This is a genomic window from Bradyrhizobium sp. IC4060, from assembly GCF_020193715.1.
Classification (GTDB): Bacteria; Pseudomonadota; Alphaproteobacteria; order Rhizobiales; family Xanthobacteraceae; genus Bradyrhizobium; species Bradyrhizobium yuanmingense.
In genome coordinates this window covers 201,310-216,001 of record NZ_JADYVJ010000009.1, presented here as the reverse complement: position 1 = coordinate 216,001, position 14,692 = coordinate 201,310, and the positions used below count along the sequence as shown (strand labels likewise).

General features: G+C 65.2%; 15 protein-coding genes and 1 tRNA gene. 5 read left to right on the top strand and 11 right to left on the bottom strand.

Annotation, left to right across the window (positions count from 1 at the left end; all coding sequences use genetic code 11):
* Window positions 1-66 precede the first annotated feature (66 nt).
* From def to truA, 3 genes are all read left to right on the top strand, one after another.
* A complete protein-coding gene (def, locus tag I6F16_RS26555) occupies window positions 67-594 on the top strand; it encodes a peptide deformylase (protein WP_036026503.1) in 528 nt (175 codons plus the stop codon).
* Window positions 595-730: 136 nt separating this feature from the next.
* On the top strand, window positions 731-1,654 hold the full coding sequence (fmt, locus tag I6F16_RS26550) for a methionyl-tRNA formyltransferase (protein WP_225114337.1): 924 nt from the start codon (window positions 731-733) through the stop codon (window positions 1,652-1,654).
* A 138-nt stretch (window positions 1,655-1,792) separates the two neighbouring features.
* The gene (truA, locus tag I6F16_RS26545) at window positions 1,793-2,530 is read left to right on the top strand and encodes a tRNA pseudouridine(38-40) synthase TruA (protein ID WP_057027809.1); all 738 of its coding nucleotides are present in this window, start codon (window positions 1,793-1,795) and stop codon (window positions 2,528-2,530) included.
* Between the two features lie 173 nt (window positions 2,531-2,703).
* On the opposite strand, the gene dapE is transcribed toward truA, so the two are convergent.
* The 11 genes from dapE to rpmH form a co-directional block, all read right to left on the bottom strand.
* A complete protein-coding gene (gene dapE / locus I6F16_RS26540) occupies window positions 2,704-3,870 on the bottom strand; it encodes a succinyl-diaminopimelate desuccinylase (RefSeq protein ID WP_225114336.1) in 1,167 nt (388 codons plus the stop codon).
* Entirely contained in the window at window positions 3,867-4,460 is a 594-nt protein-coding gene (locus tag I6F16_RS26535; protein ID WP_225114335.1) for a DUF805 domain-containing protein, read from the bottom strand. Before I6F16_RS26535 ends, dapE begins: the two co-directional genes overlap by 4 nt.
* Before the next feature lie 234 nt (window positions 4,461-4,694).
* Window positions 4,695-5,540 (bottom strand): 2,3,4,5-tetrahydropyridine-2,6-dicarboxylate N-succinyltransferase, encoded by an 846-nt coding sequence (gene dapD / locus I6F16_RS26530; protein WP_225150856.1) that lies wholly within the window; start codon window positions 5,538-5,540, stop codon window positions 4,695-4,697.
* Between the two features lie 199 nt (window positions 5,541-5,739).
* Window positions 5,740-6,429, bottom strand: coding sequence for a pyrimidine 5'-nucleotidase (locus I6F16_RS26525; protein WP_057027530.1), 690 nt, complete (start codon window positions 6,427-6,429; stop codon window positions 5,740-5,742).
* Window positions 6,430-6,623: 194 nt separating this feature from the next.
* Window positions 6,624-7,610, bottom strand: a complete 987-nt coding sequence (locus tag I6F16_RS26520) for a DUF1036 domain-containing protein (RefSeq protein WP_036026517.1) — start codon at window positions 7,608-7,610, stop codon at window positions 6,624-6,626.
* Between the two features lie 161 nt (window positions 7,611-7,771).
* Entirely contained in the window at window positions 7,772-8,659 is an 888-nt protein-coding gene (gene argB / locus I6F16_RS26515; protein WP_036014067.1) for an acetylglutamate kinase, read from the bottom strand.
* 165 nt (window positions 8,660-8,824) lie between these two features.
* Window positions 8,825-9,190: a DUF423 domain-containing protein gene (locus I6F16_RS26510; protein WP_225151140.1), complete on the bottom strand. Its 366-nt coding sequence runs from the start codon at window positions 9,188-9,190 to the stop codon at window positions 8,825-8,827.
* On the bottom strand, window positions 9,190-9,843 hold the full coding sequence (gene yihA / locus I6F16_RS26505; protein ID WP_225150858.1) for a ribosome biogenesis GTP-binding protein YihA/YsxC: 654 nt from the start codon (window positions 9,841-9,843) through the stop codon (window positions 9,190-9,192). The genes I6F16_RS26510 and yihA overlap by 1 nt, the downstream gene beginning before the upstream one ends.
* A 138-nt stretch (window positions 9,844-9,981) precedes the next feature.
* On the bottom strand, window positions 9,982-11,844 hold the full coding sequence (gene yidC / locus I6F16_RS26500; RefSeq protein ID WP_225150860.1) for a membrane protein insertase YidC: 1,863 nt from the start codon (window positions 11,842-11,844) through the stop codon (window positions 9,982-9,984).
* Between the two features lie 16 nt (window positions 11,845-11,860).
* Window positions 11,861-12,247, bottom strand: a complete 387-nt coding sequence (rnpA, locus tag I6F16_RS26495; protein WP_109145452.1) for a ribonuclease P protein component — start codon at window positions 12,245-12,247, stop codon at window positions 11,861-11,863.
* A gap of 27 nt (window positions 12,248-12,274) precedes the next feature.
* Complete coding sequence (rpmH, locus tag I6F16_RS26490; protein WP_008542748.1) at window positions 12,275-12,409, bottom strand: 50S ribosomal protein L34; 135 nt, start codon at window positions 12,407-12,409, stop codon at window positions 12,275-12,277.
* Window positions 12,410-12,752: 343 nt separating this feature from the next.
* Between rpmH and I6F16_RS26485 the strand changes: the two genes are divergently transcribed.
* Together I6F16_RS26485 and I6F16_RS26480 are read left to right on the top strand one after the other, a co-directional pair.
* Entirely contained in the window at window positions 12,753-14,252 is a 1,500-nt protein-coding gene (locus I6F16_RS26485; protein WP_036014057.1) for a HAMP domain-containing sensor histidine kinase, read from the top strand.
* 296 nt (window positions 14,253-14,548) lie between these two features.
* Window positions 14,549-14,625, top strand: a tRNA-Arg gene (locus I6F16_RS26480).
* The last annotated feature ends 67 nt before the right edge of the window (window positions 14,626-14,692 follow it).

Below are 14,692 nucleotides of genomic sequence, written 5' to 3'. Positions count from 1 at the left end.
TTAGCGAGGGGTTAAGGGGTTCCGGGCCGCATTGACCGCATCCGGCGCGCGGCTTAAATCGCGGCCATGGCCCTCAGAGAAATCATCATCCTGCCCGACAAGCAGCTGCGCCTGGTCTCCAAGCCGATCGAGAAGGTCACGGCGGAGATCCGCAAGCTTGCCGACGACATGTTCGAGACCATGTACGACGCGCCCGGCATCGGGCTGGCGGCGATCCAGGTCGCGCAACCCTTGCGTCTCATCACCATGGATCTCGCCAAGCGTGACGAGAGCGGCGAGACCAAGCACGTGCCGCGCGTCTTCATCAATCCTGAAATCATCGCCTCGTCCGAGGAACTGTCGGTCTACGAGGAAGGCTGCCTGTCGATCCCGGAATATTACGAGGAGGTCGAGCGTCCCGCGAAGGTGCGCGTGCGCTTCACCGATCTCGACGGCAAGGTGCACGAGGAGGATGCCGAAGGCCTCTACGCCACCTGCATCCAGCACGAGATCGACCATCTCAACGGCGTGCTGTTCGTCGACTATCTGTCCAAGCTCAAGCGCGACCGCGTCATGAAGAAGTTCGAGAAAGCCGCCAAGCGCGCGGCGGAGTGATAATTCCTCCGCCGTCATGCCCGGGCTTGTCCCGGGCATCCACGTTCTTTGCCGCCGCGAGCAGGACGAACGTGGATGGCCGGGACAAGCCCGGCCATGACGAGTACCTTGCTCGTTTCAAGGATTGTCTCGTCAAATGCCCCTCCGCCTCATCTTCATGGGCACGCCCGATTTCTCCGTGCCGACGCTGCTCGAGCTGGTCGCGCATGGGCACGAGATCGCGGCCGCCTACACCCGCGCGCCGAAGCCGGGCGGCCGGCGCGGCCTGCAATTGCAGCCGACCCCGGTCGAGGAGGCCGCGCGAAAGCTCGGCATTCCCGTGCTGACGCCGAAGACGCTGAAGACCGAGCAGGCGCTGGCGGAGTTCCGCGCCTTCGATGCGGACGCGGCCGTCGTCGTCGCCTATGGCATGATCCTGCCACAGGCGATCCTCGATGCGCCAAAACTCGGCTGCTACAATCTGCATGCCTCGCTGTTGCCGCGCTGGCGCGGCGCCGCGCCGATCAACCGCGCCATCATGGCCGGCGATGCCGAGAGCGGCGTGATGGTGATGAAGATGGATGTCGGCTTAGATACCGGCGACGTCGCCATGGCCGAGCGCATCACGATCACCGACAACATGACCGCGCTCGACCTGCACGATCGTCTGTCCCGCCTTGGCGCCGACCTGATGGTGCGCGCGATGGCCGCGCTCGAACGCGGCGGGCTCCAGCTCAAGGCGCAGAGCGAGGACGGGGTCACCTATGCCGCCAAGATCGAGAAGGCCGAGGCGCGGATCGATTGGAGCAAGCCGGCGCGCGCGGTGCTGCGCCACATCCACGGCTTGTCGCCGTTTCCCGGTGCCTGGGCTGAGCTGGGGGATGCGCGCGTAAAAATCCTGCGTTGCGAGTTGGCGCAAGGCTCCGGCGCGCCTGGCGAAATGCTCGACGATCAGCTTACCGTCGCCTGCGGCGACGGCGCCATCCGCATCATCGAGCTGCAGCGCGAGGGCAAGGCCCGCATGCGGGCCGCGGACTTCCTGCGCGGCGTGCCGTTAAAGGCGGGATCCAAATTCACCTGACACTGTCATACCCCGCGAAGGCGGGGTATCCAGTACGCCGAGGCTTCTCGGTCAATCGGATAAGCTGCGGAGTACTGGGTTGCCCGCCCCAGTGCGCAACAGCGCACAAGGCGGGCAATGACGACGAAACTGGACACGATGCCCCGCTACAAGCTCACCATCGAATATGACGGCGCGCCATTCTTCGGCTGGCAGGTGCAGGACACGCTGCCATCGGTGCAGGGCGCGCTGCAAGCCGCGGTGAAGGCGATGACTGGTTCGGATCTGCGCGTGCACGGTGCCGGCCGCACCGATGCCGGCGTGCATGCGCGCGGCCAGGTCGCCCATGTCGACGTCGACAAGCAGTTTCCGCCGGGCCGTTTTCGCGACGGGCTCAACGCGCATCTGCGCCCGCATCCGATCGCGGTGCTCGAGGCCGAGATCGTGCCCGACGATTTCGAGGCGCGCTTCTCGGCGGTCAAGCGCCACTACCGCTATCGCATCGTCAACACTCGCGCCAATCTCGCGCTCGATGTCGGCCACGCCTGGCGCGTGCCGCGCAAGCTCGATGCCGACGCAATGCACGCGGCGGCGCAGCGCCTGCTCGGCAAGCACGATTTCACCACCTTTCGCGACACAGAGTGCCAGGCCAAATCGCCGGAGAAGACGCTCGACCAGCTGGACGTGATCCGCGATGGCCGCGAGATCAACGTCATCACCTCGGCGCGCTCGTTCCTGCACAGCCAGGTGCGCTCGATGGTGGGATCCCTGGTCTGGGTCGGCGAGGGCCGCTGGACCGCCGACGATCTCTCCGCCGCACTCAAAGCCCGCAACCGCGCCGCCTGCGGCATCGTCGCCCCGCCCGAGGGGCTGTATTTGATGAAGGTGGATTATTAGGCGAGCGGCGCAGAGAGCGGGCACGCTCTCGCCAAACCTCGGTGTCATGCCCCGGCTTGACCGGGGCATCCAGTACGCCGCGGCCTCTCGGCTCAATCACTGCCGTCTCTGGAATACTGGATCGCCCGGTCAAGCCGGGCGATGACGGTCGTGTTTGTGGAGGCAACACTGCCTCAAGCAAAATACCGCGCCAAAATCCCGCGATACACCTTCGTCAGCCTCTCCAGATCCGCCACCGGCACGCGCTCGTCGACCTGGTGCATGGTCTGCCCGACCAGGCCGAACTCGATCACGGGGCAATAGCTTGAAATAAACCGCGCATCCGACGTGCCGCCTGACGTCGACAGCTCGGGCTTGCGTCCCGTCACCTCCTCGATCGCGGAGACCGCGAGATCGGTGAACGGACCCGGCCTGGTCACGAACACGTTCGAGTTGGAGGGCTCCCACACGATGCGGGCCTTGATGCGGTTGCCGCAGGCTTTGGCGAGACGCGTCTCCACCAATTCACGCAAGCTCGCCTGGGTGTGGTTGTCGTTGTAGCGGATGTTGAATCTTGCGCGGGCCTCGCCGGGGATGACGTTGAAGGCCTTGTTGCCGACGTCGACCGAGACGAATTCGAGATTGGACGCCTGGAATTGCGCGCTGCCATGGTCGAGCGGCTCGTCGGAGATCGCGACGATCAGCCGCGAGATATCAGGCACCGGATTGGAGGCGCGGTGCGGATAGGCGACGTGGCCCTGCACGCCGTCGACGACGAGCGTGCCGGATTGCGAGCCGCGCCGGCCGATCTTGATGGTGTCGCCGAGCGTCTCGACGTTGGAAGGCTCGCCGAGCACGCAATGGTCGAATTTCTCGCCGCGATCGGCGACCCATTTCAGCAGCTTGATGGTGCCGTTGATCGAGACGTCTTCCTCGTCGCCGGTGATCAGGAACGAGATCGAGCCCTTTCCGTCGCTGCGCGGCTTGCCGCCGTTGGCGGCGAGATGCTCCAGCACCGCGGCGACCGAGCAGGCGATGCCGCCTTTCATGTCGACCGCGCCGCGGCCATGCAGCGCGCCGTCCTTCACCTCTCCGGAGAACGCGCCGACGCTCCAGGCGCTCTCGTCGCCGGGCGGCACCACATCGGTGTGGCCTGCGAAGGTGATGTGCGGACCGTCGGTGCCGATCCGAGCGTAGAGATTGTCGACGTCGGCGGTGCCTTCCTCGCTGAAGGTCACGCGGTGACAGGTGAAACCGGCAGCGCCCAGGATTTTTTCGAGCACCCCGAGCGCGCCGGCATCGGCCGGAGTGACTGAAGGGCAACGGATCAGGTCGCGGGCAATGGAGAGAGCATCGGTCATGCGCCCCGCTTAACATGCCATTGCGGCGGTGGGCCAGCCTTCTGCGCCGGCATTTCGAGCTCACGCTGCTGATCCCAACCCGGCCTTCCCGTGGGCGGGACGTGGAGCGGATCGGCGCCGAAACGATTGGTCCTCTTCGCGCCGCGGAAGAACAGCAGCTCGATGCCGCCCCAGGTCGCGAGGATGAACGAGATCAGCCCGAGCGTGAAGCCGATATAATCGTTGCTGATCCGGTCCAGGAACTGGTTGATGAGGCCGGGCAGGACAAAGAAGGGCAACCCCCACCAGGCGCTCTTGTCGCGGTCATGGAGCCGTTTGACGGAGGTCGCGGCGAACACCCATGTGAACAGCGGCGTGCCGATCAGCTTGACCAGGATCAGCGGGAGGTCGGCGCGCGATACATCTCGATAGGTTTCGGGATCGACGACCTTGAAGATGTCGTCGACCGAAAAGCGGAAGGGGCGGGGGTCGAACGCCGCCACGATCGCGGCCATCAAGATCATCCAGCAGAGGATGATCAGCCCGGCCAGCCAATATTTGGCGCGGTTGATACGGCCGTCGAAGCGGAAGAGAAACCGGGTCCAGTCCATGCGAGCGGCTCCGGGCGGAACGGGCCGCCCGGACATTGGTCGCGATGGAGGGAAGTTGGGTTCGACGGGTGGTGCGAGGGGCTCTTTCACCTCTCCCCGCCTGCGGGGAGAGGTCGGATCGCTCTTGCGATCCGGGTGAGGGGGTACAGGTCTCGCGGCTATCTCATCCGCGGAGAGAGGTCCCTCAGCCCAACCCTCTCCCCGTAAGAACGGGGAGAGGGGGAGGAGATAGCATCAATCCCGCAGCAGCTCGTTGATGCTGGTCTTCGACCGCGTGCGCTCGTCGACGCGCTTGACGATCACGGCGCAAGCGGTGCTCGGGCCGATCTGGCCGTTCTTCATCGGCTTGCCGGGCAGCGCGCCGGGCACCACGACGGAATATTCGGGCACTTCGCCCATGAAGACCTCGCCGGTCTCGCGGTCGACGATCTTGGTCGAGGCGCCCAGGAACACGCCCATCGCCAGCACCGCGCCCTTGCGCACGATCACGCCTTCGGCGACTTCCGAGCGCGCGCCGATGAAGCAATCGTCCTCGATGATGACAGGCTCGGCCTGCAGCGGCTCGAGCACGCCGCCGATGCCGGCGCCGCCGGAAATGTGCACGCGCTTGCCGATCTGCGCGCAGGAGCCGACGGTGGCCCAGGTGTCGACCATCGTGCTCTCATCGACATAGGCGCCGAGATTGACGAAGGACGGCATCAAGACGACGTTCTTGGCGATGAAGGCCGAGCGGCGCACCACCGCACCCGGCACCGCGCGAAAACCGGCATCGCGAAAGCGGTTTGGGCCCCAGCCTTCGAATTTCGAGGGCACCTTGTCCCACCAGCTTGCCTTGCCGGGGCCGCCGCCAATGACGTCCATGTCGTTGAGGCGGAACGACAGCAGCACGGCCTTCTTCAGCCATTGATTGACCTTCCACTTGCCGTCGCTGCCGCGCTCGGCAACGCGCGCCTCGCCCTTGTCAAGGATCTCCAGCGACTGGTCGACGGCCTCGCGCACCTCGCCCTTGGTCGTGGTCGAGATGCCTTCACGCGCCTCGAAGGCGCTGTTGATGGTGGATTCGAGGGCTGCAAGGGACATCGTGATTTCCTCTGGGAAGCGCGTGGTTTCGCGAGAATTGGAGCGCTTTTTCGGGATTTGGCGGAGCGGAGTCAAGGCTGCGTTCTGGATCACCACCCGGGAAGACCCGTAGCCCGGATGGAGCGAAGCGCAATCCGGGACAGTCTCTCCGCAGCTACGCCAGCCCCGGATTACGCTGCGCTCCATCCAGGCTACGAAATCACCCCGACAACTTTGCCAAAAACCCCGCCAGATCATCCGTGACGTGGTCGACATGGGCGGCGTCGCGGCCTTCCAGCTCCCAGTCCTCGCGCACCACCTCCTTGGTGCCGTCGGGCACCACCAACACGGTGGTCATGCCGAGCCGGTAGGGGACGGTGAGGTTGCGGGCGAGGTCCTCGAACATGGCGGCGCGGGTCGGATCGACCGCATGCTGGCCGAGGAACTTGCGGTAGGTCTGCTCCGCCGGCTTCGGTTCGAACTCGGCGGCGATGATGTCGAACACGCCGTCGAAATGGCCGGCGAAGCCGAGCCGCGCCAGCACGGCATCGACATGGTCGACCGAGCCGTTGGTGAGGATCAGCTTGCGGCCCGGCAGCTTTGCGATGGCCGCGCCAAGCGCCGGATTCGGCTCCAGCGGAGAGTGGTCGATCTTGTGGACATAGGCGAGGTAGTCGTCGGCGGAGACGCCGTGCAGGGTCATCATGCCGCGCATCGTGGTGCCGAAGCGGCGATAATAGTCTTTCTGGATCGCCCGCGCTTCCTCCGGGCCGACATTCAGCCAGTTGCAGACGAACTCCCCGATCCGCGCATCGACCTGCTGCCACAGATTGACGTGATGCGGATAGAGCGTGTTGTCGAGGTCGAACACCCAGGTGTCGACATGGTTGAAGCTGCGGGGGAAGGTCATATCGGCATTCTCAACTTGTCGTCCCGGGGCGCGCGAAGCGCGAGCCCGGGACCCATAACCCCAGGGAGGAGTTTTGCGAAGACTCGGGGTGACCAGCTTCCCTCCGCAACCACTCCCTGGGGTTATGGGTCCCCGCCTTCGCGGGGACGACGGCGGAGCTTGTGGATGCTTGCGTGCTGATCATTGCGCCAATCTCACGGCACCGCAAAGCGCAGCGTCTTGCCGCCGCTCGACATGTCTACCGCGCCGAAGCCCGTTGGCGCAAAGCCGCGCGCGCCGCAATCGGTCTGCTCGCTGGTCTCGAACTTGGTCTCGCGTGTGCAGAGCTGCCTGTCGCCGCCCCAATTCAGCGGCTTGTCCTTCAGCTTGACGATTCGGTTGTCGGCGTCGACCGCTTCCGCGAAGCTGAAGATCTGCTTCGGCTGGCCTGATACATCGGGGTGCAGGCAGGTCTTGGGATCGATGCGATACCAGCCGCGGCTGGTCACCGCCTTGCCGTCGTCGGTCGCGATCGCCGCCATCACCTTGTGCGGCGTGTCGTTGCACCAGGTGAGGCCGGTCGCGGACGGCGTCTGCACGGCATCGACCATGGTCTTGAAGAAGTTCTGCGAGCCCACGATGTCGGACGACAAGCCCCGGCTCTTCAGGAATGCGGCCAGCGCGCTCTGCGTCTTCGGCCCGTCGACGCCATCGATCGGCGCGGCGTCGTAGCCTGCGATCACCAGGAGCCGCTGGATGCCGGCGAGGCGCGCCTGCTCGTCGTCATATTCGGAATCCTCGGCGAGATAAGCGACGAGGTTGCCGTCCGGGCTTTGCGTCGGCGTCACCTGTGTGAAGGGAACCTGCGTCTGGCCGCTGCGGCACTGCCTGGCCGCCGCGATGACGAAATTGTCCTGCGCGACGCACAGCATGTCGTTGCCGCTTTGCGGGATCGGGGACGCGCCGTAGACGCCGAGCGCGCGCGCGTTGAGCAGGATGCGGTCGGCGGTCAGCGTGCCCTGCACCACCACGCGGCAGGCGGCGGGATCGATCCTGAACCAGCCGCGCGTCGCGGTGGCCGCCTTGTCGTCGATGCCGATCGCGGCCTCGACCACATAGGACATGCGGTTGCAGATCTTGAGGTCGGCGATCGCCGGCGCCGAGGAGAAGAAGAAGGAGACAGTTGCGGCAGGCAGCGTCATCAGGAAGCGGGTGAGGGGGGAGCGGCGTGGATGACGCTCTCTCAAATCGTCATGGCCGGGCTTGACCCGGCCATCCACGTCTTTGCCGCGAGAAGAAAGGTCGTGGATGCCCGGGACAAGCCCGGGCATGACGACCTTCTTCCGCTGCTCGCGTTCCCGCATCACTTGTGGATCAGCGTGCCCGTGCCTTGGTTGGTGAAGAGCTCGAGCAGCACCGCATGCTGCATCTTGCCGTCGATGATGACGACGCCCTCGACGCCCTGCTCCAGCGCGTAGATGCAGGTCTCGACCTTCGGGATCATGCCGCCGGAGATGGTGCCGTCGGCGATCAGTTTTCGCGCGTCTTTCACCGACAATTGCGGGATCAGCTTCTTCGACTTGTCGAGCACGCCGGGCACGTCGGTGAGCAGCAGAAGGCGCTTGGCCTTCAGCGCGCCGGCGACGGCCCCTGCAAAGGTGTCGGCGTTGATGTTCAGCGTCTGGCCCTCTTTCGAGGTTGCGAGCGGCGCCAGCACCGGGATCAGCTCGTAGCCGATCAGCTGGTTCAGCAAAGTGAGGTCGACCTTCTCGGGGTCGCCGACGAAGCCGAGATCGATCGCCTTCTCGATGTTCGAGTCGGGATCGACGATGGTGCGCGTCGTCTTGGTCGCCTTCACCATGTTGCCGTCCTTGCCGGACAGGCCCACCGCCTTGCCGCCGGCCTCGTTGATGTAGCCGACGATCTGCTTGTTGACGGAGCCGGCGAGCACCATCTCGACGATCTCGATGGTCGCGGCATCGGTGATGCGCAGGCCCGCGGCGAATTCCGAGACGATCCCAAGACGCTTGAGCATGGTCGCGATCTGCGGCCCGCCGCCATGCACCACCACCGGATTGATCGCGGTCTGCTCCAAGAGCACGATGTCGCGGGCAAAGTTCTTCGCGGTCTCCTCGTCGCCCATGGCATGGCCGCCATATTTGATGACGATGGTTTCCTCGTCATATTGCTGCATGTGCGGCAGCGCTTCGGACAGGATGCGGGCCTGGTCGAGCGGAGAGATGTCGGTCATGTCGCGGGTCTCGCTGGCGGGTCGAATGGTGCGCGTTCTATCCGATTGGCGGGGACAGCGCAAAGGTGGGCAGCTATGTAGCCCGGATGGAGCGCAGCGTAATCCGGGATTCGTCGCCGCAGACACCGGCCCCGGATTGCGCTTCGCTCCATCCGGGCTACGGATTCAGCGCTTCGCCGCCACCGCCGCCACGCTTACCGCCAGCCAGCTCGCAATCATCACCATCCCGCCCGTCGGCGCCGCCATCGGAAACAGCGCGTGCCCGGCATACTGCCGCAAGGTGAGGTCGCCTGCGAACAGCGCGGCACCGATCGCGAAGCCGAACGTCGCCACGATTCCAATTCCGCCGTGCAGAAGGCCGCGCGTGAGCAAGGCGATGGTCGCAAGTATGGCACTTGCATGAAACAGCAGCATGGCGCTGGCGGAGGCAAGACGGCTCGCGTCGGCACCATGGGCGGACGCGGCGGCCAGCGCGACGCCGGCGGCGCCCATCAAGCCGGCAAGCCCGATCAGCAGGCGGTGCGCTGCCATCACGAGGCCCGCTCTTCCAGGAGCTTCGCCATCGCGGCGCGAAGCTCGGCCATGCCGGTCGCGCTGCGCGACGAGGTCGCGAGCACGGTCGGGAACGCGGCCGGATGCTTGGCGAGCACGGCCTCGGTCTCGGCGATGCGTGCTTGCAGCTCGGCGACTTTCACCTGGTCGGCCTTGGTCAGCACGATCTGGTAGCTGACGGCGGAGCGGTCGAGCGTCTTCAGCACCTCGAGATCGACATCCTTGATCCCGTGCCGCGCATCGATCAGCACGTAGACGCGCGCGAGACTGGCGCGTCCCAGCAGGAATTTGTGGATCAGCTCGGTCCAGGACGCGACCTGGCTCTTCGGCGCCTTGGCATAGCCGTAGCCGGGCATGTCGACGAGGCGCAGGTCGTTCTTGCCGGGGACCTCGAAGAAGATCAGCTCCTGGGTGCGGCCCGGCGTATGCGAGGTGCGCGCCAGCGCGTTGCGGCCCGTGAGCGCGTTGATCAGGCTCGACTTGCCGACATTGGAGCGCCCGGCAAAGGCGATCTCCAGCCCCGCCATCGGCGGCAGCGTTTCGATCGAAGGGGAGGCCCAGATGAACTGCCAGTCGCGGGCGAACAGTTTTCGCCCGGCCTCGATCAGCTTGCCGTCTTTTTTCTCGTCCATGAGAAGGATCTATCCCCTCGTCATGGCCGGGCTCGTCCCGGCCGTCCACGTCTGTCGCCGCGGTACCCTCCAAAACGTGGATGCCCGGGACAAGCCCGGGCATGATGTTGTGGAGGCAGCTCGGTTCCGCAACGACGGCTACGTTGCCTCAGTCGTCACTTTTTTTTTGAACGAGTTCCGAATGTTGTCGAACAGCTCCACCTTCACGCCGTTGCGGCGCATGATGTAGCCCTGCTGGACCACCGAGAGCAGGTTGTTCCAGGCCCAGTAGATCACGAGGCCCGCCGGGAATCCCGCCAGCATGAAGGTGAAGATCAGCGGCATCCAGTTGAAGATGATCTGCTGGGTCGGATCCGGCGGCGTCGGATTCAGCTTCATCTGGATCCACATCGTGATGCCCATGATGATCGGCCAGATGCCGAGCGCGAGGTAATAGCCGAACACCGGAATCGTGGTCGGATCGAACGGGAGCAGCCCGAACAGGTTGAAGAGGTTGGTCGGGTCCGGCGCGGAGAGGTCCTTGATCCAGCCGAAGAACGGCGCGTGCCGCATCTCGATGGTGACGAACAGCACCTTGTAGAGCGCGAAGAACACCGGAATCTGGATCAGCACGGGCAGACAGCCGGCGACCGGATTGATCTTCTCCTTGCGGTAGATCTCCATCATCTCCTGCTGCTGCTTCACCTTGTCGTCGGGATAGCGCTCCTTCAGTGCCAGCAGCTGCGGCTGGATCGACTTCATCTTCGCCATCGAGGCGTAGGACTTGTTCGCCAGCGGGAAGAACAACAGCTTCACGATCACCGTGACGAGCAGGATCGAGACGCCGAAATTGCCGAAGAAGCGGAAGAAGAAGTCGAGGCCGAGGAACATCGGCTTGGTGAGGAAATAGAACCAGCCCCAGTCGATCAGCAGGTCGAACTGGTTGAGGCCGAGCGCCTTGTTGTAGCCGCCGAGGCCCGCGAGCGGGAAGTTGATGCCGACCACGCCGGCTTCCTTGGCGCCTGCGAACAGCCGCGCGTTGGCCGTCGCGGTGCCGCCGATCGCGACGGTGACGGGGTCGAGCAGATAGTCGGTCTGGTAGGTATGGACCTTGCCGACCGGGTTCGACGAGAAACGTGCCTGGAGCTGGGCGTTGGTATCCGGCAGCAGCGCGGAGGCCCAGTATTTGTCGGTGATGCCGAGCCAGCCATTGGTGGCCTTGAAGTTCACCTGCTTGGCTTCGTCGATCTTGCTGTAGGCATATTCCTGCAGCCTGTGTTCGCCGAGATAGCCGATCAGGCCCTCATGCAGGATATAGTAGCCGGAGACATGCGGCGCGCCGTGGCGCGAGATCAGCGCGAACGGATAGAGCGTGACGGGCGCGTTGCCGACATTGCTCACCTCGTCCTTGATGGTGAAGAGATAATGGTCGTCGACGGCGATGGTGCGGCGGAAAGTCAGGCCGTCGCCATTGTCCCATTTCAGCACCACGGGCGTCGACGGCGTCAGGCTGCCGCTGCCCTCCTGCTGCCAGACGGTCTGGGCATCCGGCATCTTTGCCGTCACGCCCGTCGCTGCAACCCAGCCGAACTCGGCGTAATAGGGCTCCGCCGTGCCCGACGGCGAATAGAGGACGATCGGCGGCGATTTCGGATCGACCGTCTCGCGATATTGCACCAGCGCGATGTCGTCGATGCGGCCGCCCTTCAGCGAGATGCTGCCGGCGATCCGCGGCGTCTCGATCTTGACGCGCGGGCTCGCTGCAATGGCAGTCTCGCGCGAAACGACCGCTTGGGGCGGGCTCGCGGCCGGCGTCGACGGCTGGGCCGCGCCGGGCTGCGGCGCGCTGCCCGGCGTCGGGGACGCGCCCGGCTGCGGCGTGCTGCCCTTCTGGAGCTCGGACTGCGCCTGCTGCTGGGCGCGCTGCTTCTCCATCTGCGGCACATTGTAGAAGTACTGCCAGGCGATCAGCACCAGGCCGGACAGAATGACGGCGAGGATGGTATTGCGATTGTCGGTCATCTCGATTGTCTCGTCATCAATCCGGTTTGCGGCTGGTCGCTGCGGCGTGACCCGGCCTGTGGCCGCGCGCTTTGGCCGTATGCCGCGCGGGCTTCGTGAACGCTATGCGCAGATCGTCGAGCATGGTGGCGAAGTCGCGCGAGAGCGCGTCCTTTCGTCCGACCAGGACATAATCATGGTGGGGCTGCATCGATGTCGGATCGAGCCGCTTCACCAGTTCGCGCAACCGGCGCCGGATGCGATTGCGCTCGGGGGCGTTGCCGTTCTTCTTGGTGACGGTGAAGCCGATCCTGACAGGGCCGGAATCATCGCGGCGGCGGCTTTGCAGGACGAACGCGGGACTATTCACCCGCGCGCCATTGGCAACGGCGAGGAAATCCGCCCGCTGCCTCAGCCGATCCATGATGAAATCCCAAAAAGGGGGTCCGGCTCAGGCGCTCAGACGCTTGCGGCCGCGGGCGCGGCGGGCGGCGAGAACCTTGCGGCCGCCGGCAGTGGCGAGACGGGCGCGGAAGCCGTGACGGCGCTTGCGCACCAGTTTGCTGGGTTGATAAGTCCGCTTCACGGGTTTTTCTCCGCTGACCGGGCAATTTGCCTGTAGAATTGATGGTAAAGTCCGGAAGATGCGGCCCAAAACGGGCCCTTTTTCGGCCCCAAGAGAGCCGCTCCCGGTGTCGCACCGGGTCATCGCGGACAATTCGCGCGGCTTATAAGGGAGCGCCTTGTCTTCGTCAACGCCGCACAAGCGCGCGATTGTGGTGAATATCGCTGTTTGAGCGGCGTTTTTAACCCTTGAGGTGGCGACTCGCGCTATCAGCGCTTACATCACACCATTAGCGATCCGTAATTTGACCGGACATCGGTCGGGTCGCATCCTCCATCAGCCAAGGCCAACAGGGGCGAGTTTCGTGCCAGCCACAGATCGCCAGCCGATCCAGGATCTGGATCAGCCAGACCAGCCGGCGACGCGGCCCCGCGGCTCGCGCGGGCTCGGGTTGTCCGGCAAGCTGCTGCTGCTCACCATTCCCTTGGTGATGATCGCCGCGGTGCTGCTCTACGTGCCAGCCATCGCGAATTTTTGGGTCAACCGGCTGAATGATCGCGTGGCGGCGGCCAACACCGCGGCGCTGGTGCTGGATGCGGCGCCGCTCGGCATGGTCCCCGATTCGCTGTCGCGGCAGATCCTGAAGAGCATCAATGCCCGCGCCGTCGCCATCAAGATGGGCCAGCAGCGCCGGCTGCTCGCCAGCGACAACATTCCCGCCGCCATCGAGCACGACATCGACCTGCGCGACATGACGGCCTGGGAGGCGATCACCGGCTCGTTCCGGATGATGCTGGAAACCGGCAACCAGGCCATCCGCATCGTCGGCCCCGGGGTCGGCAATGCACAGTTCATCGAGATCGTCACCGATGAGCTGCCGCTGCGGAAGCAGATGTACCGCTTCTCCCGCAACCTCGTCGTGGTCGCGTTGATCATCGCGGTGCTGACCGCGGGCCTCGTCTATCTCGCGCTTCATTATCTCTTCGTGCGCCCGATGCGGCGGCTGACCGCGAGCCTGGTCGGCTTCCACGAGAATCCCGAGAGCTCGGCCGGCATCATCGTGCCGAGCCAGCGCAGCGACGAGATCGGGGTCGCCGAGCGCGAATTGTCCGACATGCAGCGCGACCTGATGTCGATGCTGAATCAGAAGAGCCGGCTCGCTGCCCTCGGCCTCGCGGTCTCCAAGATCAACCACGATCTGCGCAATCTGCTCGCCTCGGCCCAGCTGCTGTCGGATCAGCTCGCCAGCGTGCCGGATCCGCGCGTGCAGCGCTTTGCGCCCAAGCTCGTGCGCTCGCTCGAGCGCGCCATCGCCTTCTGCCAGTCGACATTGTCCTACGGCCGCGCCCAGGAGGCCGCACCCGACCGCCGCATGATCCTGATCGAGCCTGTTGTGATGGAGGTGCGGGAGACCGCGGGGCTCGCCAACGACGCCTCGATCGCCTGGGTCGCCGCGATCGAGCGCGGGCTCGCGGTCGACGCCGACCCCGACCAGCTGTTCCGCGTCTTGCTCAACCTCGTCCGCAACGCCGCCCAGGCGCTCGAAAGCCATGCGGCGGGTGAGGGGCGCGTGCAGCAGATCCGGATCACCGGGAAGCGCGAAGGCGCCGTCGCCATTCTCGAGGTCTCCGACACCGGCCCCGGCGTTCCCCCGAAGACCCGGGAGCGCCTGTTCGAGGCCTTCCAGACCTCGGGCCGCCCCGGCGGCAGCGGCCTTGGCCTCGCCATCGCCGCCGAGCTGGTCCGCGCCCATGGCGGCGAGATCCACCTGGTCGAAGGCACCATCGGCGCCACTTTCCGCATCGTCATCCCCGACCGTCCCGTGGAACTGCTCTCCATCCGCAACGAGCGCCAGAGGGCTTAAGGCTAGGCCAGCGGCCGACTGAAACGAGCTGGGCCATCGCCATTCCTTCCGTCATTCCGGGACGACCCGAAGGGTCGGGCCCGGAATCCATAACCCCGGCTGGTGGTTATGGATTCCGGGCTCGCGACTTCGTCGCGCCCCGGAATGACGAAGAGAAGTGCGGAAATGCCCCAAAATACCGGCGAGCCGGACCTTGCCAATCGGGACAAGAGCGGTTAGTCAGAGCGCTCTTTCGCACCCCCTCCGGCTCTGCCGGGGGCTGCTTGCGGGCCCCGCCCGCGCTGTTTGCGAAACACGCGCCCGTAGCTCAGCTGGATAGAGCATCAGACTACGAATCTGAGGGTCGGACGTTCGAATCGTTCCGGGCGCGCCATTCTTTGCCGAAAGGTCAGGACAGGACAGCATCTGGTCGCCAGACCGGCCCGAGACCGGATGGCCAT

Coding starts and splice junctions, on each gene's coding strand:
- I6F16_RS26510 (WP_225151140.1), bottom strand. CDS start 9,190: ATGGCAGCGCACCGCCTGCTGATCGGGCTTGCCGGCTTGATGGGCGCC.
- yihA (WP_225150858.1), bottom strand. CDS start 9,843: ATGGACGAGAAAAAAGACGGCAAGCTGATCGAGGCCGGGCGAAAACTG.
- truA (WP_057027809.1), top strand. CDS start 1,793: ATGCCCCGCTACAAGCTCACCATCGAATATGACGGCGCGCCATTCTTC.
- dapD (WP_225150856.1), bottom strand. CDS start 5,540: ATGTCCCTTGCAGCCCTCGAATCCACCATCAACAGCGCCTTCGAGGCG.
- rnpA (WP_109145452.1), bottom strand. CDS start 12,247: ATGGATCGGCTGAGGCAGCGGGCGGATTTCCTCGCCGTTGCCAATGGC.
- yidC (WP_225150860.1), bottom strand. CDS start 11,844: ATGACCGACAATCGCAATACCATCCTCGCCGTCATTCTGTCCGGCCTG.
- fmt (WP_225114337.1), top strand. CDS start 731: ATGCCCCTCCGCCTCATCTTCATGGGCACGCCCGATTTCTCCGTGCCG.
- I6F16_RS26525 (WP_057027530.1), bottom strand. CDS start 6,429: ATGACCTTCCCCCGCAGCTTCAACCATGTCGACACCTGGGTGTTCGAC.
- def (WP_036026503.1), top strand. CDS start 67: ATGGCCCTCAGAGAAATCATCATCCTGCCCGACAAGCAGCTGCGCCTG.
- I6F16_RS26535 (WP_225114335.1), bottom strand. CDS start 4,460: ATGGACTGGACCCGGTTTCTCTTCCGCTTCGACGGCCGTATCAACCGC.
- dapE (WP_225114336.1), bottom strand. CDS start 3,870: ATGACCGATGCTCTCTCCATTGCCCGCGACCTGATCCGTTGCCCTTCA.
- argB (WP_036014067.1), bottom strand. CDS start 8,659: ATGACCGACATCTCTCCGCTCGACCAGGCCCGCATCCTGTCCGAAGCG.
- I6F16_RS26520 (WP_036026517.1), bottom strand. CDS start 7,610: ATGACGCTGCCTGCCGCAACTGTCTCCTTCTTCTTCTCCTCGGCGCCG.